Source organism: Kribbella sp. NPDC051586 (assembly GCF_044453965.1).
Taxonomy (GTDB): domain Bacteria; phylum Actinomycetota; class Actinomycetes; order Propionibacteriales; family Kribbellaceae; genus Kribbella.
The window spans coordinates 320416-342614 of the sequence record NZ_JBITDF010000001.1 but is presented as its reverse complement, the minus strand read 5'-3'; the positions used below and the strand labels follow the sequence as shown (position 1 = coordinate 342614).

Here is a 22199-nt window from a genome sequence, read left to right as displayed (position 1 = left end):
CATCAGTGCGCGCGCCTGCGTCTTCGGCCGCGGTGTCGGAGGCGGAGGGCGCCCCACAGGATCAAGGCGGGTAGCCACAGCGCGAGCAGCCAGGGGAGGCGCCACCAGCCGGAGGCGCCGTTGAGTTTCGGTTGTCCGGGGGCGACCAGCGGCCGGGCGGACGCTGACCAGGCGAGGAAGGCGTCGCCGATCGGCAGCGCGCCGAACGCGTACCGCTTGGTCTTCAGCCCGCTGAACGGCAGTCCGACCAGCTCGCCTTCGCGTGCCAGCCGGCCGGCGAGCGGATCGTTGTGTACCCGCGCCGCGCCGATCGCGACCACGGTCGCCGACATGCTCATCCCGAAGACCAGCGGCCCGGAGTCGACATCCCCCTGACCGCCGGTGCCCTTCGGGTACTCCCGCACGCCGACCCCGGTGACGAACTTGTCCTTGAAGATCTCGTACTGCGTGCGCGCGAACGTCGGGTCGATGTCCACCAGGAACCGCTGGATCATCGCCTGCGACGAACCCCGCGCCCCGGACACCTGTGGCGCGACCTGATGCGGAAGCAGACCCGTCGCGGGATCGAGCTTCGTCTTCGCCGCCGTCACCCAGTTGCGCGCGATCTGACCGAACCTCGGCGCGACGAGTGCGTCGTACTGGCGGAGCGAGGCGATCGCGACGACGGAGTCGACCGGCCACGCCTGGCCCGGGTACGCCGCCAGGAACGGTGTCTTCGCGGTCCGGAACGCGGTGGCGAGCTCGACCGACTCGCTCGTGAACGTGTCGAGGTCTGCGGCGTCGGAGTGACCGAGCGCGATCAGCCCGCCGCGCAGCCAGTTCGTCCAGCCTGCATAGAAGACGCCGTACTGCGGTTGCAGCGACTCGTCGAAGGGAGCGGTCCCGTCCGCGCCGGCCAGCCGGTCGAGGGACCAGCGGACCTCCAGGGTCGCATCGGCGGACCGTGCCGGGTCGCCGAGCCCGATCTGGACCCAGCTGAGCCCGTACAGCACGTTGAGGAAGAAGTATCCCTCCGGAAACTGTTTCTGCGCGGCCCGGTCCGCGCCGCCCTCGATCTCGGCGCGCAGGAACGCCAGCTGCTTCGGGATGCCACGGGTGGGATCAAGAACCAGGCGCGCGGTGCCCACCCCCGCCACGAGTGTGGCGATCACCGCTACGCCGATGACGAGCTTGCGCAGCACCCGAACAAATCTAGGGCCCGTTCGGCGACTACTGGGAGTCTCGAAGGTGACGTTCAGGTGCCCAGCGTCGATTCCCGCGTGATCAGGCGGGTCGGGAGCTTCATCGGGCCGGGGTGGGCCGAGCCGGCGATCGCGTCGAGGAGCAGGTTCGCGGTACGGCGGCCGAGCTCCTCCAGCTCCATGTCGACCGTGGTGAGCGGTGGCCGGCTCGCGAGGGCCATCACCGACCAGTTGTCGTAGCCGGTGACCGCGATGTCGTCCGGGACCGAGCGGCCCAGCTCGCGCAGGCGATCGCAGACACCGCGGGCGATCTGGTCGCTTCCGCAGGCGATCGCGTCGACGTCGGGCTGCGTCCGGAGCAGTACGTCGACCGCGTGCCGGCCCCAGCGCTCGCTCCACTCGCCGTGCAGGGGCTGGCCGGCGAACGCGTCGCCCGCAAACTCCACCGTGGCGGCGGCGCGGATCTGCGCGCTGTGGTGGGAATCCGGGCCGGTGACGTGCGCGATCTTCGAGCGACCGAGCGACAGCAGGTGCCGTACGGCGGAGCCGACCCCGCCGTGGTCGTCGACGATCACCGATGTGTCGCCCGGATCGGTCGACGGGCTGAAGGCGTACACGACCGGGATCGGCACCTCGATCGGCGCCCGCGGCTCGGTCCGGCGGCCGGTCACGATGATGCCGTCGACCCGTCGCGCGACCAGCGACTTCAGGTAGTGCTGCTCGCGGAGCGGGTCGTCGCGGGTGTCGCACAACACGAGCGCCATCTCGCCGGCGCTGAGGGCGTCCTCGGCGCCGAGCATGATCGGGATGCTGAACCGGCCGGAGCTGTCGGTGGTGATCAGCCCGACGGTGAAGCTGCGGCCGGACGACAACGCCCGGCCGCGGCTGTCGGGCGTGAATCCGAGCTGCTCGGCGGCCCGGCGGACCCGCTCGCGGGTCTCCTCGCGGAGCTGGCCGGTGTCGTTGAGCGCCTTGGACGCCGTGCTCGTGGAGACACCCGCCAACGCGGCCACGTCGGTGATCCGCGGCTGCGAATGCAGCGGTGACGCCATCCGGCAACTCCTTTCCGAGGTTTCCGGGAGTCTAGCCCGAAGGGTTGACCGCCGTCAGCATCCGCTCTACCTTCGTGCAGGAAAACGTGTTCCGGATTTTCCTAGACAGATTCCGTCCTCACTCAGGAGTCACGCGATATGAGCGCAGCCCCCCGCAGCCCCGCCGCCACCACCAAGGGGCGCCGCCGCCCGCTCGGACTCGGCCAGGCCACGATCACCGGCGGCTTCTGGGCGCCGCGGCAGACCCGCAACGGTCTGGACGCGATCCCGAGCGGCCAGGACCAGCTCGAGAAGGCCGGCAACCTGCAGAACCTCCGCCTGGCCGCGGGCATCGGCGAGGGCGAGGCGATCGGCCCGGTCTTCGCCGACTCCGACGTCTACAAGTGGCTCGAGGCCGCCGCCTGGGAGTACGGGCGCAACCCGGACGACGACCTGCTCAAGCGCATCCGCGAGCTGACCGCGGTGGTCGCCGCGGCGCAGCGCGACGACGGGTACCTCGACTCGGTCGTCCAGCTCCGGTACGGCGACGAGGGCCGCTACCAGCAACTCGTCTGGAGCCACGAGCACTACTGCGCCGGCCACCTGATCCAGGCCGCGGTCGCCCAGGTCCGCTGCACCGGCGACCGGGCCCTCCTCGACGTCGCGACCAAGCTCGCCGACCACCTCGCCGCGACGTTCGGCGACGGCAAGACGGTCGATGTCGACGGCCACCCGGTGATCGAGATGGCCCTGGTCGAGCTTTATCGAGAAACAGGTACGGCGGCGTACCTGGACCTGGCCAAGTGGTTCGTCGATGCCCGCGGTCACGGGATCATCGAGAACCACGGCCACTCCCCGGCGTACTTCTCCGACCGCGTCCCGGTCCGCGAGGCGACCTCGGTCGAAGGACACTCGGTCCGCGCGGTCTACCTGGCCGCGGGCGCGACCGACGTAGCGCTGGAGACCGGCGACGCCGAGCTGCTGGAGGCGTTGAAGCGGCAGTTCGACCACATGTGGTCGACCAAGACCTACGTCACCGGCGGACTCGGTGCACGCTGGGAGGGCGAGGCGTTCGGCGACGAGTACGAGCTGCCGGCGGACCGGGCGTACGCCGAGACCTGTGCGGCGATCGGCGGGATCCAGTGGGCCTGGCGGATGCTGCTCGCGACCGGCGAGGCGTCGTACGCCGACGCGATCGAGCGGATGCTCTACAACGGCTTCCTGGCCGGGGTGTCGCTCGCCGGCACGGAGTACTTCTACGTCAACCCGCTGCAGCTGCGCGGCGGCGCGTTCCCGGACAACGGCCGCAGTCCCGCCCACGGGCGCCGCGGCTGGTTCGACTGCGCCTGCTGCCCGCCGAACATCATGCGCACCCTCTCCAGCCTCGACGGCTACCTGGCAACCACCACCGACGACGCGATCCAGATCCACCAGTACGCGACCGGTGCGATCGGCGACCTGCAGGTGGAGACCGCCTACCCCTGGGAGGGCACGGTCCGCATCACGGCTCCGGAACCAACTGTTGTCGAGCTCCGCATTCCTGCCTGGGCAGAAGGTGCCACCGTCAACGGCGAGCCGGTCGAGCCCGGCACCTACGCCCGCGTCACCGCGGCCGACATCACCCTTCAACTGCCGCTGCACTCCCGGGTGGTCGGAGCAGATCCTCGGATCGACGCTGTCCGCGGTTGTGTCGCTCTCGAGCGTGGCCCGCTGGTGTACGCCGTCGAGCAGGTGGACAACTCGGCCGACGTGGACGACCTGCATCTGTTGCTAGAGGCACCTACCGCCGAGGAATCAGATCTCCTGGGTGGCGTAACTGTGCTGAGGGCCCAGGGTCGGGTGGGTACAGGGCACAAGCCGGGGTGGTCGTTCGAGCCTGGCGCCGACGACTCGACCGGGGACGCCGTCGAGGTGACCGCGGTTCCGTACTACGCGTGGGCGAACCGGGAGATCGGTGCCATGCGCGTCTGGCTCCCCAAGGTCTGATTGTGGTCACGCGTCGGCAGTTCCTCGGCCTTGCAGCCGGAGCGACCACGGCTGGTCTGCTTCCGGGCTGTAGCTCGGTCCTGCCCGAACCCGACGTCCAGGCGGCGGGTTTCGGGACGGAAGCCACCGGCACCGTGCAGGTGTGGTGCCGGGCGGCGACCCAGACCGGCCTGACCGACCTGGTGAAGAAGTTCAACGCGTCCCAGGACCGGCTCACCGTCGAGCTGACGCCGGTCCTGGACGCGCAGTACGTGACCAAGCTGGCGACCGCGATCCGCGGCCGGAGCGTGCCGGACCTGGTCGACATCGACGACATCAACTCGATGCTGTTCATCTACCGCGACGCGTTCACCGACCTCACCGATCCGCTGGCTGCGTTGGACTTCCGGGACAAGCTCAGCCCGGGCCACCTGCGGCTGGCGACCAAGAACGAGCGCGTGTACGGCGTTCCGTACCTCGCCGACAACTCGATGTTCTGGTTCAACACCGAGCTGTGCGACCGTGCCGAGATCGATCCGGACGAGGCAGTGAAGTCGTTCGACAACCTGCTCGACGCGGCCAAGAAGCTCCGCAAGCTCGGCGATGACATCTACGCGTGGAGCTTCCCGGCGAACAGCCCGGGCGCGCTCGGGTTCGTCGTACAGCCGATGGTGTGGGCCGCGGACACCGACCTGATCCAGGGCGCGATCGGCAGCCAGTCCGGGCACATCGTCGGCAACGACGTCGTCCAGCGGATGCTCGAGCTGCACCGGCAGCTGTGGGTGGACGGATTGGTGCCGAGGGCAAACTTCTCCGACGATGCGTCCCGCTGGGGCAGTGACTTCCGGGCCGGGAAGATCGGGATCTTCCCGTCGAACTACAGCGTGGTCGTGTCCGCGTCCGACGATGCGTTCCACCAGAAGGTCACGCCGCGGCTGCTGTCCGGGCCGGACGGCGGTTCGGCGTTCTTCGACGGCGGCGACAACATGTGTATCCCGCGCGGCGCGCGCAACGCCTCGGGGGCGTGGGAGTTCGTGCGGTTCGCGCTGGACCTGCCGCAGCAGATCGACCTGCCGGCCGGCGGGTACACGCCGGTGCGGTCGGACGCGCGGACTGCGGAGTTCGCGAAGAAGTATCCGTTGGCGACGCTGCCGCTGGAGCGCATCCAGGAGGGGTACGCGCCGACGACGCTGTCCTACAACCTCCTCTACAACCAGCCGGACGGGCCGTGGCTGCAGATGTTCCGCCGTGCGGTCTTCGACGGCGAACTGGAGGCCGCGATGAAGGAAGCCCAGCAGAACTACGACCGCATCCTGAAGCAGGGGCAGGCATGAGCACACCGCGATCGTTGACGCATCCGGGACGGACCGGGCTGTTGTTGGTCACCCCAGCGGTTCTCTTCGTCGGCGTCTTCGTGCTGGTGCCGTTGGCGTTCGCACTGGTGATCTCGCTGACCAACTGGCCGCTGATCGGCTCGGTGAAGTTCAGCGGGCTGAAGAACTACACCGCGATCATCTCCGACGCCGCGTTCGCCAAGTCCGTCCTCTACACGCTCCTGTACACGGTCATCGTGACCGGGCCGATCCTGGTGCTCGGCTACGCACTCGCAGTCCTGGTACGACGGAAACGCCGCGGCTCGACGCTGCTCCGTACCGTCTTCTTCCTCCCCTTCGTCGTCGGCCTCTCGACGCTCAGCTTCGTCACGGTTCTGGAGGCGCAGCCGGAGAGCGGCGTGATCAACATCGTGCTGAAGAAGCTCGGCATCACCGACGGTACGACGGCCTGGCTGGTGGACGGGCCGCTCGCCACCGGGCTGATCTGCGTGCTGGTCATCTGGGCGGTCAGCGGGCTGACGATGATGCTGCTGATGGCCGGCATGCAGGCGATCCCGCGCGAGTACTACGAGTCGGCCGAACTCGACGGCGCGGGCTGGTGGAAGCAGGAGCGGGACATCACGATCCCGATCCTGCGTCCGACGATCGCGATGTCGGTGATCATCTCGGTGGTCGGCTCGCTGCTCGCCTTCTCGCAGTTCTACATCCTGACCCGCGGCGGTCCGGGCACCGACACCACGACGGTGGTCCAGTACATCTACAACCGGGCCTTCGTCCAGCTGCAGCTCGGTGCCGCGACCGCGCTGTCGATCGTGCTCGTGATCGTGGTCGGACTCGTCACCGCGGCCCAGTTCCGGCTGCTCCGGGAGAAGGACTGATGAGACTCAAGAACACCTTCTACGTCATCGGCGGCGGCGGCGCCCTCCTCGTCTTCGCCGTACCGTTGCTCTGGGCCCTCTTCCGGTCGGTGCAGCCGAACGACGTGATCGTCGCGGCACCGAACGCGTCGACGTTCTTCCACCTGACCTGGGACAACTTCCGGACGTTGATCGAGGGGCCGGGCAACCTTGTCCGGGCCGTCGGCAACAGCCTGATCGTTGCCCTGAGCACCGCGGTGCTGACGGCGGTGCTGGCGACGTTCGCCGGCTACGGGTTCGCGCGGTTCCGGTTCCGGAGCGCACCGGTGCTGTTCGCGCTCGTGGTGGTGTCGATGATGATCCCGTTCCAGGCGATCCTGACGCCGCTCTACCTGGAGATGAACACGCTCCGGCTGACCGACAGCCTGCTCGGCCTGGTGCTGTTCTACACCACGGTCAACCTGCCGTTCGGGGTGTTCGTGATGCGGAACTCCTTCGCCTCGGTGCCGGTCGAGTTGGAAGACTCCGCGCACGTCGACGGCTGCGGCACGCTGCGGATGCTCGGCTCGGTACTGCGCCCGCTCATCACGCCGGGCGCCGCCACCGTCGCCCTCTACGCGTTCCTCGCCGCCTGGACGGAGTTCCTCGGCGCGCTGACCTTCCTGACCAAGGACAAGCTCTACACGCTGCCCGTCGCCTTGGTGAACGTCCAGGCGGGTGCGTACGGCGAGATCAACTTCGGCTCACTCGTCGCGGGCGCGGTGATCGCGATGATCCCCTGCGTGATCCTCTACGTCGGACTGCAGCGCTTCTACGTCACCGGCCTCGCCTCCGGAGCCGTCAAAGGCTGACTTTGAGCACGCACCAACCATTTCACCGCGTCCGAAGTGGTTGGTGCGTGCACAAGGTCAAAGGCTGGGGCGGATCTCGTGGTCGGCGTGGGCGGTGGCGTGGGCCTCGCCGACCTGGCGGCACAGGGCCATCAGGTCTTCCTCGTTCAGGACGTGCTGCTTGGCCTTCGGGCCTAGCTCGGTGATGTGGTCGCGGGCGCGGAGCAGCCGCTGGAAGACCCGCTCCCGCTCGGCCGGGTCGTCGGTGTAGTCCGGGTCGAGGTAGGCGTTCGCGTCGCGGCGGATGTGGGCCATCGCGGTCTGCGTCCGCCCGCGGGTGCTGAACAGTGAGGCGAAGATGGTGATCAGCAGTACCACGAGGATCACCACCAGCGAGAGACCGGTGCTGATCTCCATCACCTCGACGTGGTCGCCGCCGTTCACGAACGGCAGGTTGTTCTCGTGCAGCGCGTGCAGGATCAGCTTGGCGCCGATGAACATCAGGATCGCGGCCAGTCCGAACGACAGGTAGATCAGCCGGTCCAGCAGGCCGTCGAGCAGGAAGAACAGCTGCCGCAGGCCGAGCAGGCTGAACGCGGTCGCGGTGAACACGACGTACACGTTCTGCGTCAGGCCGAAGATCGCCGGGATCGAGTCGAGTGCGAACATCAGGTCGGTGGCGCCGATCGCGACCATCACCAGCAGCATCGGCGTCAGCATCCGGCGGCCGCCGACCACGGTGGTCAGCCGGTCCCCGTCGTACTCCTCGCTGGTCCGGAACAGCCTGCGGGCCAGCCGCACCACGATGTTCTGCGCCCGGTGCGACTCCTCGGTCTCCGGTTTGAGCATGTTGCCGGCGGTCAGCAGCAGCGCGACCCCGAACAGGTAGAACACCCAGGAGAACGTGTGCAGCAACGCGGAGCCGGCGAAGATGAACGCGGCCCGGGCGATCAGGCTCACCACGATCCCGACCAGCAGCACCTTCTGCTGGTTCTCCCGCGGCACCCGGAAGCCGGTCATGATGATCAGGAACACGAACAGGTTGTCGACCGAGAGCGCCTTCTCCGTGACGTACCCGGCGAAGTACTCCGAACCCATCTCGGTGCCGCCGATCACGAGCGCGCCGAGACCGAACAAGATCGCGATCCCGACGTACAACGTGGACCAGACCGCGGCCTCGCGCAGCGTCGGGACGTGTGCCGACCGGACGTGGAAGAAGTAGTCGAACAGCAGCAGGCCGGCGATCGCCAGCAATGTCAGCACCCAGACCAGCGGGGAGACCGTCATGTCGTAACCCAACCATGGTGGCCGCTCCTGATTCCCCGGTTGGCAAGAAATTGCCTAAAAGGCATCTTTGCTCTTTCGGCAACTTCTGCTACGGTCGGGTCATGGCCGAAGGGTTGCGGGAGCGGAAGAAGCAGGAGACGCGGATCGCGTTGAGTTGGGCGGCGATCCGGCTCGCCGTCGAGCGCGGGTACGGCGCGGTCCGGATCGAGGACATCGCCGCGGAGGCCGGGGTCTCGCTGCGGACGTTCCGCAACTACTTCGACAGCAAGGCCGACGCGATCGCCGCGCGCGAGGTGGACCGCAGCCTGAAGATCGCCGAGGAGCTGCGGGCCCGGCCTGCCGACGAGCCGCTGTGGGTGGCGATCCGCGCGGCGATCGAGGCCCACTTCGCGCTCGGCGAGGAGGGCCACGGCGGCCGGCGGCCGCCGGACGAGCAGTGGGTCAAGGGCATCCGGTTGATGATGACCGAGCCTGCGCTGCAGGGTGCGATCGTGCTCGCCTACGCACGGGTCGGCGAGGAGATGGCGGCCGCGATCGCCGAGCGGACCGGCACCTCGGGGATGTACCCGCGGCTGGTCGCCGACGTGATCGGCGCGGCCCGAGGGGTCGCGATGGCCGAGTGGATGCGGGCCGATCCGCCCCGCTCGATCGCCGACCTGCTGGCCGAGGCGCTCGACCAGATCGAGGCCGGCCTGCCAGTGCCTGAATAAACCAACTTGTTGATCCCCCCGGTCGCCGGGGTGGTCAGTCATGCCTAAACGGAGGAACGTCATGGACGCCGAAGTCGTCATTGCCGGGGCCGGACCGAACGGCCTCATGCTCGCCATCGAACTGCGCTTGGCCGGGGTCCAGCCTCTGGTGCTGGAGCGGCTGCCCGAACCGAACTCCACTCCGCGGGCCAATGGCCTGGTCGGCCAGGTCGTGCGGATGCTCGACCGCCGCGGGCTGTACGAGCGCCTCGCCGGTACGCCGGGTCCGCCGCAGCCACAATCGGCGTACATCTTCGGCGCCATGGAGCTGCCGCTGTCCGGGCTCGAGGACAATCCGGTGTATCTGCTGCCGGTCCCTCAGGTCCGGGTCGAGGCCGTGCTTCGCGAGCGTGCGTCGGAGCTTGGCGTCGAGATCCGTGCAGGTCATGAGCTGGCCGGACTGTCCCAGGATGCGGAGTCGGTCACGGTCGAGGTTGCCGGCCCGGACGGTGTGTACGACCTGCGCGCTCGCTATCTCGTCGGCGCCGACGGCGGCCACAGCCTGACCCGCAAGCTGGCCGGGATCGACTTCCCCGGCGTGACCAACGACCGCATGGTTTCCCGTACGGCGAGTGCGCTGGTGCCGCCGGAACTCATCGACCCGGCCACGGGTGCGCTAGAGGTCCCGGGGTACGGCGTGATCCCGCCGTTCATGCACCACCGGACCGAGCGCGGGATGTTCGTGTTCGCGCCGTTCCCCGGCCGGGAGGCAGTGAGCACCGGCGAGTGGGACGATCCCGCTGACGACGGCGAGATGACTTTCGAGGAGCTTCAGCAGAGCGCCGATCGCGTGCTCGGCGTGCACCTTCCGTTGACGCCGCCGGACGGCGACGGTCCGCGGTTGCTGCGTCGCCTCGCCGGCGGGAACAGCCGGCTGGCCGACCGGTACCGCGAAGGTCGGGTGTTGCTGGTCGGCGATGCCGCCCACGTTCACTCGGCGATCGGTGGGCCCGGGCTGAACCTCGGTCTGCAGGACGCGATCAACCTCGGCTGGAAGCTGGCTGCCGAGGTGCGGGGTACGGCGCCCGAGGGTCTGCTCGACACCTACGAGTCGGAGCGGAGGCCGGTGGGGGAGCGGGTCGTCCTGCAGACGCAGGCGCAGACGGCTTTGGTTGCTCCGGGCAATGAAGTGACGGCGTTGCGGGAGCTGTTCGGTGAACTGCTGACCGATCCGCACAACGTGCAGCGGATCGCGGACCTGATCACGGGCGCGGACATCCGGTACTACGACGGCGCACATCCGCTGGTCGGCCGCTGGGCACCGGACCTCACGGTGCGAGGCGCGACGTCTTCTCCTGCGCAGGTGCGGTTGGCTGAGTTGATGCGGTCGGCCCGCCCGCTCCTCCTGGACCTGACGCCGGACGGCGCGTTCGCCGAAACCGCTGTACCTGACGAGGTCGAGGTGGTCACCGGTCGCAGCGATCGCCCGATCGCCTTGCTCATTAGGCCTGACGGATACGTCGCCTGGGCAGCCGAGCGGGATGGGGTTGTCGAGCAGGGCGGTCTGCGGGACGCGCTGGCGCAGTGGTTTCAGGCCCGGCCTTTGACCAGCGCGACCAGGTAGCGGCACGGCGTCGTACCTGGATTGTGGAAGGTCGTCGCCGACGCCGGACCCAGTTGCAGGCAGTCGCCGGTGTGCAGGTCGTGGACCTGCGGGCCTTCGTGGAAGCGGAGATGTCCGTCGAGGATCCACAGCTGCTGGTATTTGAAGATGTACGCGTCGGCCGGGTAGGAGACCGACGCGCCTGCCGGCAGCTCGACCTCGACCAGCTCCAACGGTGATTCGGTCACCGGGGACACCGCGCGTCGGTGGTACCCGGTGACCGGGTCCGTCCAGACCGGCTGGTCGGCCGCCCGTCGCAGTAGCTCGCCGGTGTTCTCCGCGCGGGCGACCAGCTCGGACAACGTCATGCCGAGCGCGCCCGACAGCTTCCCCAGCAGTACGGCGGTGGGCTGCGCCTCGCCGCGCTCGATCTTGCCGATCATCGCCCGCGACACCCCCGACCGCTCCGCCAGCGCGTTCACGGACAGGTCCTGCGCTGTGCGGGCCTGCTGCACGGTCGCGGCCAGAGAGCGAGACAGATCGTCAATCACGTTGCCACTATAGCGGCAGTTGTGGCTACTATCGTGTCATGGTTCAGGTTAGAGACGCCTCGGCGGCCGACGCCGAGGCCTGTGCGGCGATCTACGCCCCCTACGTCACCGGCTCCGCCATCACCTTCGAGATCGACCCGCCGAGCGCCGAGGAGATGGCCGAGCGGATCGCCCGCGCCCAATCCACCCACGCCTGGCTGGTCGTGGAGGACGAAGAGCGCGTGGTCGGCTACGCGTACGGCGGCCCGATGAAGCCGCGCGCGGCGTACCGCTGGTCCTGCGAAGTCAGCGTCTACCTCGAAGCAGGCCGCCGCCGCACCGGCGCCGGCCGAGCCCTCTACGAAGCCCTCTTCACCCGCCTCACCAACCGCGGCTACCGCACCGCTGTGGCCGGTATGACCCTCCCCAACCCAGCCAGCGAAGGCCTCCACAAGTCCCTGGGCTTCGAACCCATCGGCACCTACCGAAACATCGGCTGGAAACTAGACACCTGGCACGACGTCGCGTGGGTTCAGCGTCCGCTCGCGGTCCTCCCCGACCCACCTCAAGAACCCAGCTAGCTCTTCGTCGGATCCGTCATCGGTGGGCAGTCCTCGCCCGGCTTGGTGACCAGTTCGAAGTGCCAGATCTCGTTGGAGAGGGTTTGGCAGAGGCCGTAGCGGTTGCCGTGACGGGAAAGCCAGTCGTCGGCGTTGGTGGGGCCAATGTCTACTGCGTGGCCGGTTACGTGGTGGGAGGCGTCGGGCTCGGCGACGTACTCGAGGGCCTTCTTCTTGCTGCCGTACTTGCGGATTGCCTTGTCCAGCAGCTCTTCCTGGTACTTCTTGCTGCGCCAGCCCGTGGTGACCTGCATCCGGATGCCGTCGTCCTTCATCGCGGTCTCGGCCTGCTGGACGGCCTTGCGGAGCGCGGGGTCCAGCTTGGCGATACCGGGGAGGCTCGTGTCGTAGGCGGACGTGTGGTCGGGGAGTACGCCGTCTGCCGAGCGCGGCGGTCCGCTCGAGCCGGCGGTCGACGGTGACGGGTCCTCCTGGGCCGAGACCGCCGTACACGAGGTCAGCCCCAGGCAGGTGACTGCGGCAACAATCGCCACGACAGTGGTGCGGTGATCGGTCAGCATGCAGACAGTTCATCCAAGGCGATGTTGCGAGAGCGTCTGCAAATCCGGATACGTTTTCGATACGCCCGGCCTGGTTCAATGGGTGGTATGCGGGTGCTTGTCGTCGAGGACGAGGTCTATCTCGCCGAGGCGATCCAGGCGGGGCTGCGGCTGGAGGCGATCGCGGCCGATCTGGCGTTCGACGGGAACGCCGCGCTGGAATCCGTCACCGTGAACGCGTACGACGTGGTCGTCCTGGACCGCGATCTCCCCGGCGTCAGCGGCGACGAGGTCTGCCGACGGATCGTTGCGCAGGGCATCGGATGCCGCGTGCTGATGCTCACCGCGGCGGGCGATCTCGACGACAAGGTCGCCGGGTTCGAGCTCGGCGCGGACGACTACCTGACCAAGCCGTTCGAGCTGCGCGAGCTCGTCGTACGCCTCCGGGCCCTGGTACGCCGCCCCGCTGCCGCCACGCCGACCGTGATCGAGTACGCCGGGGTGCGGCTCGATCCGTATCGGCGGGAGGTCTACCGCTCGGGGCGGTACGTGAAGCTCGCGCGGAAGCAGTTCGCCGTACTCGAGGTGCTGATGGCGGCTCGTGGCGGGGTCATCAGCGCGGAAACGCTGCTGGAGAAGGCCTGGGACGAGAACGCCGACCCGTTCAGCAACGCAGTACGGCTGACGATCTCGGCGTTGCGGAAGCGGCTGGGCGATCCGTGGGTGATCCACACCGTGCCCGGCGTCGGCTACCGGATCGGTGAGCCATGAGCGACGAGCGGCTGATGACCTGGCGACCGCGGCTGACGGTCCGGCTGCGGCTGACGCTGAGCTACGCGGGACTGCTGGTCGTGGCCGGCGCGGTCCTGTCGTGCATCATCTGGCTGGTCTTCCGGATCGTGCCGAACTACCCGCTCACCGCGGCCAACCCGCACGACCGGCAGCCCGCGCCGACCCGCGGCGAGATCCTCCATCTGGTGGTGACGCTGTCCGGGTGGGCGCTGGGATTCCTGGCCGTCATCGGGCTGGTCGGCGGGTGGTTCCTCGCGGGCCGGATGCTCAAGCCGCTGCAGGAGATCACGGCCGCGGCCCGGAAGGCGGCGAGTGGGTCGCTGGACCATCGGATCGGGCTGACCGGGATCCGGGACGAGTTCACCGATCTGTCGGACACGTTCGACGAGATGCTGGAGCGGTTGCAGCGGTCGTTCGAGCAGTACCGGCGGTTCGCGGCGAACGCCTCGCACGAGTTGCGCACGCCGCATGCGGTGATGAAGACGATGCTCGACGTGGCGCAGGCGGATCCCGAGCATCAGGACGTGCCGCAGCTGGTCAAGCGGCTGGCGGAGACCAACCAGCGCGGGATCGACATCGTGGAGACGCTGCTCAGCCTGACGGCGCTGAGCAACCGCGCAGTGGAGCTGGATCCGGTCGACCTGTCCGCCGTACTGCGGTCCGCCTGGCCGGCCTTGTCGGCGGAGGCGGCCGCGGCCGGAGTGACGCTGTCGTCCGAGCTGACCGAATCCGTTGTCGAGGGCAATGATGTGTTACTGCACCAAGTGGTAACGAACCTGGTGCAGAACGCGATCCGGCACGGCGGTCGCGACGTCGCGGTCACGGTCGCGCGCGGCGAGCTCGTCGTACGCAACGACGGCGCGGTGCTCGCCCCCGCGGCGGTACGGACGTTCGTGGAGCCGTTCGCGAAGAGCAGGTACGGCGCCGGGCATGGGCTCGGTCTGGCGTTGGTGGATCGGATCGTCGAGGTGCATCACGGCCGGTTGGCCCTGGCCGCGAACGTCGACGGTGGGCTGACCGCGTCCGTCGTACTGCCGGAAGCTCGACTGGATACCTGACCCGGCAGGTTGGTTGGCCCGGTGTGGGGGAGAGGATGGCGCGGTGAGTGACGAACGCCCTTCAGCCGACCGCCAGGTGACCGTACGAAGTGCTGTCGAGGAGGACGATGCCGCGCTGCTCGCGATCGAGCGCGTTTCGTGGGACGCGTCCTCCGGGTTCCCGTCGTACCAGGAGAACCTGAAGGACACGTTCTTCGCGCGCAGCGGGCCTGAGGCGCACCTGGTGGCGGAGTACGACGGTGAGGTCGTCGGCTATCTGCGGCTGCAGGACAAGTACCCGTTTCCCGAGGGCGCCGGTGTGCTGACCATCAACGGACTCGCGATCGCACCCACCGCGCGCCGCCTCGGCGCAGCCTCCGCACTCCTCGAAGCCGCCACGGCCGAGGGCGAACGGCAGGGCGCCCGCAAGATCAGCCTTCACGTCCACAGCACCAACACCGCAGCCCGCCGCCTCTACGAACGCCACGGCTACGTGGTCGAAGGCACCCATCCCAACGAATTCCTCATCGAGGGCGACCTCATCGCCGCCCTCGACATGGCCAAGATGCTCCAGCAGTAGCGAACTACGGGTTGAGGCCGTGCTCGCGGAGCCAGGGCTCGGGGTCGATGGGCGCGCCGCCGTGGGGGAGGACTTCGAGATGGACGTGCGGGCCGGTGGTGTTGCCGGTCATGCCGATGCGGCCGACCATGCTCCCGGCCTCGACAGAGTCGCCGACGGAGACGTCGAACTCCTCCATGTGGCTGTACGACGTGACGGTGCCGTCGGCGTGCCGGACCTTCACCTGGCGGCCGTAGGCGCCTTCCCAGTCGGCCTGGATGACCTCGCCGGCCATCACCGAACGGACCGGCGTACCCATGGGGGCCGCGAAGTCGAGTCCGGTGTGGTTGTGGGCCCAGCGGCCGCCGGCCTGGTTGAAGCGGGCGGTCAGGTGGTACCCCGTCGTCGGGAGGACGATCTTCGGCGCGGCCTTGGCGATGGCGGCTGCCTTCGCGATCGCCGCTGCCTTCGCGTCGGCGAGAGCCTTGGCCGATGCGGCCGCCTTCTTCGCCGCTGCTGCCTTCGCCGCCGCCAGGGCGAGCGCCCGGCGCTGTGTCAGCGTCGCGTTCGCGGCCATCTTCGCGGCACGCTGCTGGGCGGCCTTCGCGGCCGCGGCCTTCTGCGTCGCTGCCAGCGACAGGTCGATCCGGGACGCGTCCCGGGATCCGAGGTCGCGGCGGTCGATCCGGGCGGAGGTCAGAGCGCCGGCCTGTGAGGGGCTCAGGCCGGTTCCTGCGTTGGCGGTGGCCGGACCGGCTGCGGACGAGCTGAGCCCGACGGCGGTGGTACCGGCTGCCGCTGCCAGTGCGGCGGTCAGACCGATCAGCTGGGTACGGCGGGTTGCGAGGCGACTGATCGAGCGGTGCTTGGCCACCCGGCGCGGGGCAGCCGGACGACGAAGTGCCGGCCGATCCGCTTCCGGCACGTCTTGGTGCGTGGGCACGAGAAAACCTTCCAGGGAGGGGCGTTCGCCGTCGAGGGGGTACGGCGACCTCAACGACCATAACGAGGAGATCTCAAACGCCTCAAACACAGGTTGCGACCAGATGAACGAAATTGAACACGCTCAGTGAAGCTGTCCTGTCGCCGCGTGCGCACCCAGGCGTGAACCTGCACGATGAAGACTCAATGACCGGCGTGACACGGATCACCGGCCGATTGGCGCTGAGCAGGCCCTCCCGACCGGTATAAGCCCTCCCCGACGCGAAGGCGGGCACGGCGCCTGACGCCGTACTCCGCCTCCGCCTCGACCGTCCGGTCCTACCCGTACGTAGGCTCCTGCGGCCAGCCTTCGGGGGAGTCCTCCCAGTCTTCCTGGCGGCCGTACGGAGCGTGGTCGAGGAGGTGGTTGACGAACAGCAACCGGTCGACGCCGCGCTGGCCGGTCGAGTAGGTGCGGTAAACGGTGTCGCCGTCGCGCAGGAACATGCTGAGGAGGAATCCACCGCCCGCGCCACAGTCCGCGGAGAACGTCGTACCCGCGGAGGATGCGAACGGGACAGTCCAGCCCATCCGCTTCCAGTAGCCGGCCATCTGGTCGAGCGGCATGTCCGAGACGGTCGCCCAGGCGAGTCCGCTCCGGGCCAGCATGTCGAGGTTGGTGACGTGCTTGGTGAAGTACGTGCAGCCCGGGCAGAAGTGGTCCGGCCCGGAGTGCATGAACTGGTAGAGCGCGAGCTGCTGCTGGTCGCCGAACAGGTCCAGCAGCGTCACCGGTCCGTCCACCGACGCAAACGTGTACTCCCCGAACTCCACCATCGGCAGCCGTCGGCGCTGTGCGGCGATCCGGTCCTGCTCTCGAGTGGCAGCCTTCTCCGCGACCAGCAGCTCCGCGCGAGCCTTCTCCCACTCCTCTGCCGAAACAACAGTCGGCAATGCAGTCATGAGCTGTCCTTCCTTCTTCTAGGTCCTACTCGTACGACGGAGCCGTTCGGGCCTTCTCGACATCCGATTTCTGCCGGTCGCAGACGTCGCTGGGTTCCCGGTGCCCGGACCGGTAGGACTGTGCACATGAGGATCGCGATTCTGGGTGGAACCCGGTTCATCGGCAGGGCCGTCGTCGAGCGGCTGAGCGCGGAGGGGCACACGCTTCTGGTGGTGCACCGCGGCGACCACGAGCCGGACGGCCTGGCGGCGGTGGAGCACGCACACGTCGACCGCCACGACAGTACGGCGCTGGCCGCGGCCCTGAAGCCGTTCGACCCCGAGGCCCTCGTCGACATCTCCGGGATGAACGCGGCGGCCGCCGACGCAGCCCTCGGGGCGGTCGGGGCGTCGGTGAAGCTGATCGCGATCTCCAGCTGCGACGTGTACCGCGCGTACGACGGTGTGCACTCGGACCGTACGACGGACGCGCTGCCGCTGACCGAGGAGTCGCCACTGCGCGAGCGGCGCTTCATCGACGGACCGAAGAACGAGAACCTGGAGATGGAGGAGCGGTACCTGCCGCGCGGGGCGACCGTGCTGCGGCTGGGTGCGGTGTACGGCGAGCACGACTACCAGCAGCGGTTCGAGTTCATCCTGCGCCGGGTGCGGGCCGGCCGGAAGCGGATCCCGGTCGGATCGGGGCAGTTCCTCTTCAGTCGCGTGTACGTCGGGGATGTGGCGGCCGGGGTGTCCTTGGTGCTTGCGGGGGACTTCCCGGGCGCGTTCAACCTGGCGGAGCCGTCGACTGCGCCGTACCGGTTGTTCGCCGAGCAGATCCTGGCCGCGGCGGACGCTGCGGACGTGGAGCTGGTGAAGGTGCGGGACGACCTGCTGCCGGAGGATCTGGCCCTGACCGGGACCGTCGATCAGCATCTGCTGGTCGACTCGTCGAAGGCGCGGAGCGTGCTCGGCTGGGCGCCGGCGGATCCGGCCGGGACGCTCCGGACCTCGGTCCGATGGCACCTGGAGAACCCGCCGGCCGATGAGTCGGACGACTTCGCCGCCGATGACGCCGTACTGGACTGAAATTTGGTCAGAACCACGCGTGAGAACCGGTATGCTTTCCGGGACGGACTGAGGGGCTCGCAGGGTTGGCCGGCTCGATTTCACATCGAGGTGGCGGACCGTGTAATCTCTCTCCTCGGCCCGCCCCTTTAGCTCAGTCGGCAGAGCGTCTCCATGGTAAGGAGAAGGTCTACGGTTCGATTCCGTAAAGGGGCTCTGAGAACGGCATCCCACCTCCGGGTGGGATGACGAACTCTCCCGGCGGGGTAGCTCAGGTGGTTAGAGCACACGGCTCATAATCGTGGTGTCGCGGGTTCGACTCCCGCCCCCGCTACCAACGCAGTATCTCGAGAGTGCGATCACCCAAGTTGCGCACTCATGACAGAAGAGGCAGCAGTGGCCAAGTCAACCGACATTCGCCCGAAGATCACGCTGGCGTGCACGGTCTGCAAGGAGCGGAACTACATCACCAAGAAGAACCGGCGTAACGACCCGGACCGTCTTGAGCTGAAGAAGTACTGCCACCGCTGCAACGACCACACGGACCACCGCGAGACCCGCTGACCTCATCAGCTTCGCGAGGGCCGCTTCGGATTGCCGAAGCGGCCCTTTTGCTGTGTCTCAGACGGTCAGGATCGGGCGGCCGCACTCGTAGGCGGTGAGCCGCTCGTCACGCGGAGTGAGGCAGCAGGAGCCGCACAGCGTGCCCTTGCCGACCTCGCTCGTGTAGTAGAGGCAGCAGGTGTTGCGCAGGTAGACGAGCTTCCCGGCCGCGATCTCCACCTCGCCGAGACGCGCCAGTCCGCCGGGCGCTTTGGCCGCGAACGTCTGCCAGCGCTCGAGCAAGTACGCCGGCTGCACGGTGATCTCCTCGCGGGTCGCCGCGCAGAAGCCCATCGCGCATCCGGCCGCCACTCCGCCATGGAGTTGGCGTAGACCGGCCCGCGTCCGCCGGTGTAGTTCCTCGGACAGTGGGAGCAGGTGCTGCCGCAGTACGACGTCGTACAGCGTCTCCAGGCCGCCGGGGAGGAACTCGGCCGAGCGTACGGCGACAGCTGCGATGCCGTGGCCCTCGTGCGGCCTGACCCAGAGGTTCTGCGGGCGGATGTCGAGGACGCGGCCCTCCAGCGCCCAGAGCAGCAGCGCGGTCGCCGGTGCGCGGCCGGCGTAGAACGACATCATGCTGAGCGCGTTCGCATGGGCGGTGCGGTGGTTGCTGGCCTCGTCGTCGCGCTTGAGCAGCTCGGTGAGCTCGGGACTGCCCGGCTCCAGGATCCGGTCCACCCGGAGCCACTCGTCGCCCTCTGGTACGCCTAGCTCCACCTTGTACCTCGGCGCGTACCGCGCCAGCCCTGCGACCGCCGTCACCATCAACCTTCCCCAGTCAGATCGGTGGGCGGCGGCAACCCGTAAGGAGCGTACCTGGCGGTCCCACGCCTACTGCGCGGCACTCAGCACGGCACCTCGCACCTGCTCGCTACGGCGTGGGACCGCCAGGCACGCTCCGGCAGTGTGCCAGTAGGGTTAGCGGATATGACGATCGACGCCACGATGGTCGGCCGGAGCTACGCGGCCGCCGAGTCCTACCAGGTCGGCCGGGAGAAGATCCGGGAATTCGCCGACGCGATCGGTGATCCCAACCCGGCGTACCGCGGTGATGACGCCGTGGCGCCGCCGACGTTCGCGTTCATGCTCGGCAGTCGCGCGCTCGAGCAGCTGCTGAACGACGAGGAGCTCGGCCTGCGGCTGGACCGGATCGTGCACGGCGCGCAGAAGTTCAGCTACACCCGACCGATCAAGGCCGGCGACGACATCGCCGCGACCGCGACCATCACCACCGTCCGCAAGGCCGGTGACGTCGAGGTGATCATGTACGAGACCGCCCTGACCACCGTCGACGGCGACCCGATCGCCACGTCGACGTCGACGATCTCGCACAACCGGGGTGAATCGTGATCGAGGTAGGTACCGAGTTGCCGCCGCTGACCGTCACGTTCCGGCGCGAGGACCTGGTCCGGTACGCCGGCGCGAGCGGAGACTTCAACCCGATCCACTGGAGCGACCGGATGGCCGCGGCCCTCGGGCTGCCCGGCGTGATCGCGCACGGGATGCTGACGATGGCGACCGCGGTACGCGTCGTCACGGACTGGATCTCCGATCCGGCTGATCTGCTGGAGTACGGCGTGCGGTTCACCAAGCCGGTCGTCGTACCGGATGACGACAAGGGCGTGAACGTGACGTTCTCGGCGAAGGTCGACAAGGTCACCGAGGGGCGGGCCGAGATCGACATCACGGCGGTCGCCGGCGAGGAGAAGGTGCTCGGCCGGGCCAGGGCGGTCGTGCGCGTCCAGTGAGAACGCATGTGTCGCTGGCCGACTACACCACGCTGCGGATCGGCGGGTTGGCCGACAAGTTCGTCGAGGTCAGCACCGAGGACGACCTGATCACCGCCGTCCGCGACGCCGACGCCGCCGGGGAGCCGGTGCTGCTGCTGTCGGGCGGCAGCAACGTGGTGATCGGCGACGACGGGTTCCGCGGGACAGTCATCAAGATCGCGACGTCGGGTATCCGCGTCGAGTCGGACATGTGTTCCGGGGCGCTGGTGCACATCGCGGCCGGCGAAGACTGGGACGGCGTCGTACAGCGCGCGATCGCGGAGGAGTGGAGCGGCCTCGAGTCGATGTCCGGGATCCCCGGTCTGGCTGGGTCGACTCCCGTGCAGAACGTGGGCGCCTACGGTCACGAGGTTGCGGAGACGATCGCTTCGGTTCGGGTGTGGGACCGGGTTCACGGCAAGGTGCAGACGATTTTCGCCGCGGATTGTGGATTCAGCTACCGCAACTCCCGCTTCAAGGCGGATCCGTCGCGGTACGTCGTACTCGACGTCACCTTCCAGCTGCCACTGGGCGACCTGTCCGCCGAGGTCGGATATGCCGAACTGGCCCGGGTCCTCGACGTCGAACCAGGCTCCCGCGCGCCGATGACCGACGTACGCGAGGCCGTCCTCGCCCTGCGCCGCAGCAAGGGCATGGTCCTCGACCCCGCCGACCACGACACGTGGAGCGCCGGCTCCTTCTTCACCAACCCCATCCTCGACACCCCCGCCGAGGTCCCCGCCGGCGCCCCCCAATGGCCCCAACCGGACGGCCGAGTCAAAACCAGCGCCGCCTGGCTGATCGAACACGCCGGCGTCTCCAAAGGCTTCACCATCGGCGCCGCAGCCGTCAGTACCAAACACACCCTCGCCCTGACCAACCAGGGCAACGCCACCACCAAAGAACTCCTAACCCTCGCCACCCACGTCCGCACCCAGGTCCAACACTCCTTCAACATCACCCTCATCAACGAGCCCGTCCTGGTGAACTGCTCGCTCTGAGCGTCGGCGACGCGGCGGCCTCGACGGTCTGGGGTGCGTACCGAAGAACGGGTAGTGGTGCGCGATTCGGCTGGGGGATCGGTGGCGGTGCGCCTGGCTGGGGTCGGAGGGCTGCGGGACTACCCGTTCGTCGGTACCTGTGGACAAACTTCGGCCGGATTCGGCTGCAGGGGTGCAAGATGCCGCGGTGGAGATGGTCGGAGAAGTTCTCGCTCGGCTGGGTGGTTGGGCCTCAGCTGCCGAGTTGGTGCGGGTGACCTCCCGGAAATCGCTGGCAGCGGCAGTCCGGCGTGGCGATGTGGAACGACTCGCTCGTGGCGTCTACGGATTGCCAGGTCTCGCGACTGACCTGGCGACGGCCATCGCGCATGACGGCGTCCTGTCGCACACAAGCGCCGCAGCGGTCTGGCGATTGCCGCTTCTGGTGCCTCCAACCAAGCCTCACATCACGCTGCCGACGAACAGGAACGCCAAGGCTGGTCCGCCGGCCGTCCTGCATTGGGCGAATCTGCCGGCGGCGGACCGCCGCATCCGTCGGACCTCGCTGCTGCGAACCGTGCTGGACTGCGCCCGGATTCTCCCCTTCGGCGAGGCGCTGGCGGTGGCAGACGCAGCACTGGCCACCAGCAGGGTCACAGAGGAAGAGTTGATTGCGACTGCGGTCGCCCTGTCCGGATTCGGCCGGCCGAATGCGGTGCGCGTCGCGACAGCGGCCAATGGCAGCGCCGAGAGTTTCCTCGAGTCGATGCTGAGAAGCCTGCTGATCGAAGCCGGTATCGGAGGCTTCGAACCACAGGTGCACGTGAGCGCCGGCCCGTCGCGGGTGCGGGTCGATCTCGCAGATCGTGCGCTCAGGATCGTCCTCGAAGCCGAGGGATACGAGTTCCACGGTTCACCCGCGAAGTTCGCGGCGGACTGCCGCCGGTACGACGACCTGGTTGCGGCCGGCTGGCTGGTCCTTCGGTTCACCTACCAGCAGGTGATCGGCGACCCACGATGGGTGGTCGCGACTGTCGAGAGTGCGCGAGCGGGGCGGATCGCGGTACCGACGAACGGGTAGTGGTGCCGCGTCGATCG

The 22199-nt window shown here is 68.4% G+C and carries 24 protein-coding genes and 2 tRNA genes; 18 read left to right on the top strand and 8 right to left on the bottom strand.

Annotated elements, in window-relative coordinates:
- Window positions 1-2 precede the first annotated feature (2 nt).
- Together ACIA58_RS01740 and ACIA58_RS01735 are read right to left on the bottom strand one after the other, a co-directional pair.
- Entirely contained in the window at window positions 3-1181 is a 1179-nt protein-coding gene (locus ACIA58_RS01740) for a hypothetical protein (protein WP_396401666.1), read from the bottom strand.
- Between the two features lie 53 nt (window positions 1182-1234).
- The gene (locus ACIA58_RS01735; RefSeq protein WP_396401665.1) at window positions 1235-2233 is read right to left on the bottom strand and encodes a LacI family DNA-binding transcriptional regulator; all 999 of its coding nucleotides are present in this window, start codon (window positions 2231-2233) and stop codon (window positions 1235-1237) included.
- A 138-nt stretch (window positions 2234-2371) separates the two neighbouring features.
- Between ACIA58_RS01735 and ACIA58_RS01730 the strand changes: the two genes are divergently transcribed.
- The 4 genes from ACIA58_RS01730 to ACIA58_RS01715 are packed head-to-tail and all read left to right on the top strand — an operon-like array spanning window position 2372 to window position 7219.
- Complete coding sequence (locus ACIA58_RS01730) at window positions 2372-4198, top strand: glycoside hydrolase family 127 protein (protein ID WP_396401664.1); 1827 nt, start codon at window positions 2372-2374, stop codon at window positions 4196-4198.
- 2 nt (window positions 4199-4200) lie between these two features.
- Window positions 4201-5511: an extracellular solute-binding protein gene (locus ACIA58_RS01725; RefSeq protein WP_396401663.1), complete on the top strand. Its 1311-nt coding sequence runs from the start codon at window positions 4201-4203 to the stop codon at window positions 5509-5511.
- Window positions 5508-6389: a carbohydrate ABC transporter permease gene (locus ACIA58_RS01720; RefSeq protein ID WP_396401662.1), complete on the top strand. Its 882-nt coding sequence runs from the start codon at window positions 5508-5510 to the stop codon at window positions 6387-6389. Before ACIA58_RS01725 ends, ACIA58_RS01720 begins: the two co-directional genes overlap by 4 nt.
- Window positions 6389-7219, top strand: a complete 831-nt coding sequence (locus ACIA58_RS01715; protein WP_396401661.1) for a carbohydrate ABC transporter permease — start codon at window positions 6389-6391, stop codon at window positions 7217-7219. Before ACIA58_RS01720 ends, ACIA58_RS01715 begins: the two co-directional genes overlap by 1 nt.
- Before the next feature lie 57 nt (window positions 7220-7276).
- Here the strand turns inward: ACIA58_RS01715 and ACIA58_RS01710 are convergent, their stop codons facing one another.
- Entirely contained in the window at window positions 7277-8485 is a 1209-nt protein-coding gene (locus tag ACIA58_RS01710) for a TerC/Alx family metal homeostasis membrane protein (RefSeq protein ID WP_396401660.1), read from the bottom strand.
- A gap of 101 nt (window positions 8486-8586) precedes the next feature.
- Here ACIA58_RS01710 and ACIA58_RS01705 point away from each other — a divergent pair, with 101 nt between their 5' ends.
- Complete coding sequence (locus tag ACIA58_RS01705) at window positions 8587-9195, top strand: TetR family transcriptional regulator (RefSeq protein ID WP_396401659.1); 609 nt, start codon at window positions 8587-8589, stop codon at window positions 9193-9195.
- 61 nt (window positions 9196-9256) lie between these two features.
- Window positions 9257-10798, top strand: coding sequence for an FAD-dependent monooxygenase (locus tag ACIA58_RS01700; protein ID WP_396401658.1), 1542 nt, complete (start codon window positions 9257-9259; stop codon window positions 10796-10798).
- On the opposite strand, the gene ACIA58_RS01695 is transcribed toward ACIA58_RS01700, so the two are convergent.
- Window positions 10765-11328: a helix-turn-helix domain-containing protein gene (locus ACIA58_RS01695; RefSeq protein WP_396401657.1), complete on the bottom strand. Its 564-nt coding sequence runs from the start codon at window positions 11326-11328 to the stop codon at window positions 10765-10767. The two genes, ACIA58_RS01700 and ACIA58_RS01695, sit on opposite strands and share 34 nt — an antisense overlap.
- A 38-nt stretch (window positions 11329-11366) precedes the next feature.
- On the opposite strand from ACIA58_RS01695, the gene ACIA58_RS01690 reads away from it, so the two are divergent.
- Entirely contained in the window at window positions 11367-11888 is a 522-nt protein-coding gene (locus ACIA58_RS01690; RefSeq protein ID WP_396401656.1) for a GNAT family N-acetyltransferase, read from the top strand.
- Here the strand turns inward: ACIA58_RS01690 and ACIA58_RS01685 are convergent.
- Window positions 11885-12448, bottom strand: a complete 564-nt coding sequence (locus ACIA58_RS01685) for a M15 family metallopeptidase (protein ID WP_396401655.1) — start codon at window positions 12446-12448, stop codon at window positions 11885-11887. The two genes, ACIA58_RS01690 and ACIA58_RS01685, sit on opposite strands and share 4 nt — an antisense overlap.
- An 87-nt stretch (window positions 12449-12535) precedes the next feature.
- On the opposite strand from ACIA58_RS01685, the gene ACIA58_RS01680 reads away from it, so the two are divergent.
- The 3 genes from ACIA58_RS01680 to ACIA58_RS01670 are packed head-to-tail and all read left to right on the top strand — an operon-like array spanning window position 12536 to window position 14836.
- Window positions 12536-13198 (top strand): response regulator transcription factor, encoded by a 663-nt coding sequence (locus ACIA58_RS01680; protein ID WP_396401654.1) that lies wholly within the window; start codon window positions 12536-12538, stop codon window positions 13196-13198.
- Window positions 13195-14277 (top strand): sensor histidine kinase, encoded by a 1083-nt coding sequence (locus tag ACIA58_RS01675; protein WP_396401653.1) that lies wholly within the window; start codon window positions 13195-13197, stop codon window positions 14275-14277. Before ACIA58_RS01680 ends, ACIA58_RS01675 begins: the two co-directional genes overlap by 4 nt.
- 43 nt (window positions 14278-14320) lie before the next feature.
- Entirely contained in the window at window positions 14321-14836 is a 516-nt protein-coding gene (locus tag ACIA58_RS01670; RefSeq protein ID WP_396401652.1) for a GNAT family N-acetyltransferase, read from the top strand.
- Between the two features lie 4 nt (window positions 14837-14840).
- On the opposite strand, the gene ACIA58_RS01665 is transcribed toward ACIA58_RS01670, so the two are convergent.
- Both ACIA58_RS01665 and ACIA58_RS01660 read right to left on the bottom strand, forming a co-directional pair.
- Window positions 14841-15758, bottom strand: a complete 918-nt coding sequence (locus ACIA58_RS01665; RefSeq protein WP_396401651.1) for a M23 family metallopeptidase — start codon at window positions 15756-15758, stop codon at window positions 14841-14843.
- Between the two features lie 317 nt (window positions 15759-16075).
- Window positions 16076-16699, bottom strand: a complete 624-nt coding sequence (locus tag ACIA58_RS01660) for a DUF899 family protein (protein ID WP_396401650.1) — start codon at window positions 16697-16699, stop codon at window positions 16076-16078.
- Between the two features lie 126 nt (window positions 16700-16825).
- On the opposite strand from ACIA58_RS01660, the gene ACIA58_RS01655 reads away from it, so the two are divergent.
- From ACIA58_RS01655 to rpmG, 4 genes are all read left to right on the top strand, one after another.
- A complete protein-coding gene (locus tag ACIA58_RS01655; protein WP_396401649.1) occupies window positions 16826-17767 on the top strand; it encodes an NAD-dependent epimerase/dehydratase family protein in 942 nt (313 codons plus the stop codon).
- Window positions 17768-17889: 122 nt separating this feature from the next.
- Window positions 17890-17962, top strand: a tRNA-Thr gene (locus ACIA58_RS01650).
- Window positions 17963-18006: 44 nt separating this feature from the next.
- Window positions 18007-18083: transfer RNA gene (locus ACIA58_RS01645), tRNA-Met, on the top strand.
- A 59-nt stretch (window positions 18084-18142) separates the two neighbouring features.
- Window positions 18143-18310 carry a 50S ribosomal protein L33 gene (gene rpmG, locus ACIA58_RS01640; RefSeq protein ID WP_130384703.1) on the top strand — a complete coding sequence of 56 codons (168 nt, stop codon included), beginning with the start codon at window positions 18143-18145 and terminating at the stop codon, window positions 18308-18310.
- A 57-nt stretch (window positions 18311-18367) separates the two neighbouring features.
- Here rpmG and ACIA58_RS01635 read toward each other — a convergent pair whose 3' ends face one another.
- Window positions 18368-19114 carry a hypothetical protein gene (locus ACIA58_RS01635; protein ID WP_396401648.1) on the bottom strand — a complete coding sequence of 249 codons (747 nt, stop codon included), beginning with the start codon at window positions 19112-19114 and terminating at the stop codon, window positions 18368-18370.
- 165 nt (window positions 19115-19279) lie between these two features.
- Between ACIA58_RS01635 and ACIA58_RS01630 the strand changes: the two genes are divergently transcribed.
- From ACIA58_RS01630 to ACIA58_RS01615, 4 genes are all read left to right on the top strand, one after another.
- Window positions 19280-19702, top strand: coding sequence for a MaoC family dehydratase N-terminal domain-containing protein (locus ACIA58_RS01630; protein ID WP_137258601.1), 423 nt, complete (start codon window positions 19280-19282; stop codon window positions 19700-19702).
- A complete protein-coding gene (locus ACIA58_RS01625; RefSeq protein WP_396403294.1) occupies window positions 19696-20100 on the top strand; it encodes a MaoC family dehydratase in 405 nt (134 codons plus the stop codon). The genes ACIA58_RS01630 and ACIA58_RS01625 overlap by 7 nt, the downstream gene beginning before the upstream one ends.
- Window positions 20097-21122 carry a UDP-N-acetylmuramate dehydrogenase gene (locus ACIA58_RS01620; protein WP_396401647.1) on the top strand — a complete coding sequence of 342 codons (1026 nt, stop codon included), beginning with the start codon at window positions 20097-20099 and terminating at the stop codon, window positions 21120-21122. Before ACIA58_RS01625 ends, ACIA58_RS01620 begins: the two co-directional genes overlap by 4 nt.
- Before the next feature lie 193 nt (window positions 21123-21315).
- A complete protein-coding gene (locus ACIA58_RS01615) occupies window positions 21316-22182 on the top strand; it encodes a DUF559 domain-containing protein (RefSeq protein ID WP_396403293.1) in 867 nt (288 codons plus the stop codon).
- Window positions 22183-22199 lie beyond the last annotated feature (17 nt).

What these genes read in the sequence shown, in the direction of transcription:
- ACIA58_RS01735 (WP_396401665.1), bottom strand. Translation starts at nt 2,233, where the DNA reads ATGGCGTCACCGCTGCATTCGCAGCCGCGGATCACCGACGTGGCCGCG.
- ACIA58_RS01730 (WP_396401664.1), top strand. Translation starts at nt 2,372, where the DNA reads ATGAGCGCAGCCCCCCGCAGCCCCGCCGCCACCACCAAGGGGCGCCGC.
- ACIA58_RS01720 (WP_396401662.1), top strand. Translation starts at nt 5,508, where the DNA reads ATGAGCACACCGCGATCGTTGACGCATCCGGGACGGACCGGGCTGTTG.
- ACIA58_RS01715 (WP_396401661.1), top strand. Translation starts at nt 6,389, where the DNA reads ATGAGACTCAAGAACACCTTCTACGTCATCGGCGGCGGCGGCGCCCTC.
- ACIA58_RS01710 (WP_396401660.1), bottom strand. Translation starts at nt 8,485, where the DNA reads ATGACGGTCTCCCCGCTGGTCTGGGTGCTGACATTGCTGGCGATCGCC.
- ACIA58_RS01705 (WP_396401659.1), top strand. Translation starts at nt 8,587, where the DNA reads ATGGCCGAAGGGTTGCGGGAGCGGAAGAAGCAGGAGACGCGGATCGCG.
- ACIA58_RS01700 (WP_396401658.1), top strand. Translation starts at nt 9,257, where the DNA reads ATGGACGCCGAAGTCGTCATTGCCGGGGCCGGACCGAACGGCCTCATG.
- ACIA58_RS01690 (WP_396401656.1), top strand. Translation starts at nt 11,367, where the DNA reads ATGGTTCAGGTTAGAGACGCCTCGGCGGCCGACGCCGAGGCCTGTGCG.
- ACIA58_RS01685 (WP_396401655.1), bottom strand. Translation starts at nt 12,448, where the DNA reads ATGCTGACCGATCACCGCACCACTGTCGTGGCGATTGTTGCCGCAGTC.
- ACIA58_RS01680 (WP_396401654.1), top strand. Translation starts at nt 12,536, where the DNA reads ATGCGGGTGCTTGTCGTCGAGGACGAGGTCTATCTCGCCGAGGCGATC.
- ACIA58_RS01675 (WP_396401653.1), top strand. Translation starts at nt 13,195, where the DNA reads ATGAGCGACGAGCGGCTGATGACCTGGCGACCGCGGCTGACGGTCCGG.
- ACIA58_RS01660 (WP_396401650.1), bottom strand. Translation starts at nt 16,699, where the DNA reads ATGACTGCATTGCCGACTGTTGTTTCGGCAGAGGAGTGGGAGAAGGCT.
- ACIA58_RS01655 (WP_396401649.1), top strand. Translation starts at nt 16,826, where the DNA reads ATGAGGATCGCGATTCTGGGTGGAACCCGGTTCATCGGCAGGGCCGTC.
- ACIA58_RS01630 (WP_137258601.1), top strand. Translation starts at nt 19,280, where the DNA reads ATGACGATCGACGCCACGATGGTCGGCCGGAGCTACGCGGCCGCCGAG.
- ACIA58_RS01615 (WP_396403293.1), top strand. Translation starts at nt 21,316, where the DNA reads ATGGTCGGAGAAGTTCTCGCTCGGCTGGGTGGTTGGGCCTCAGCTGCC.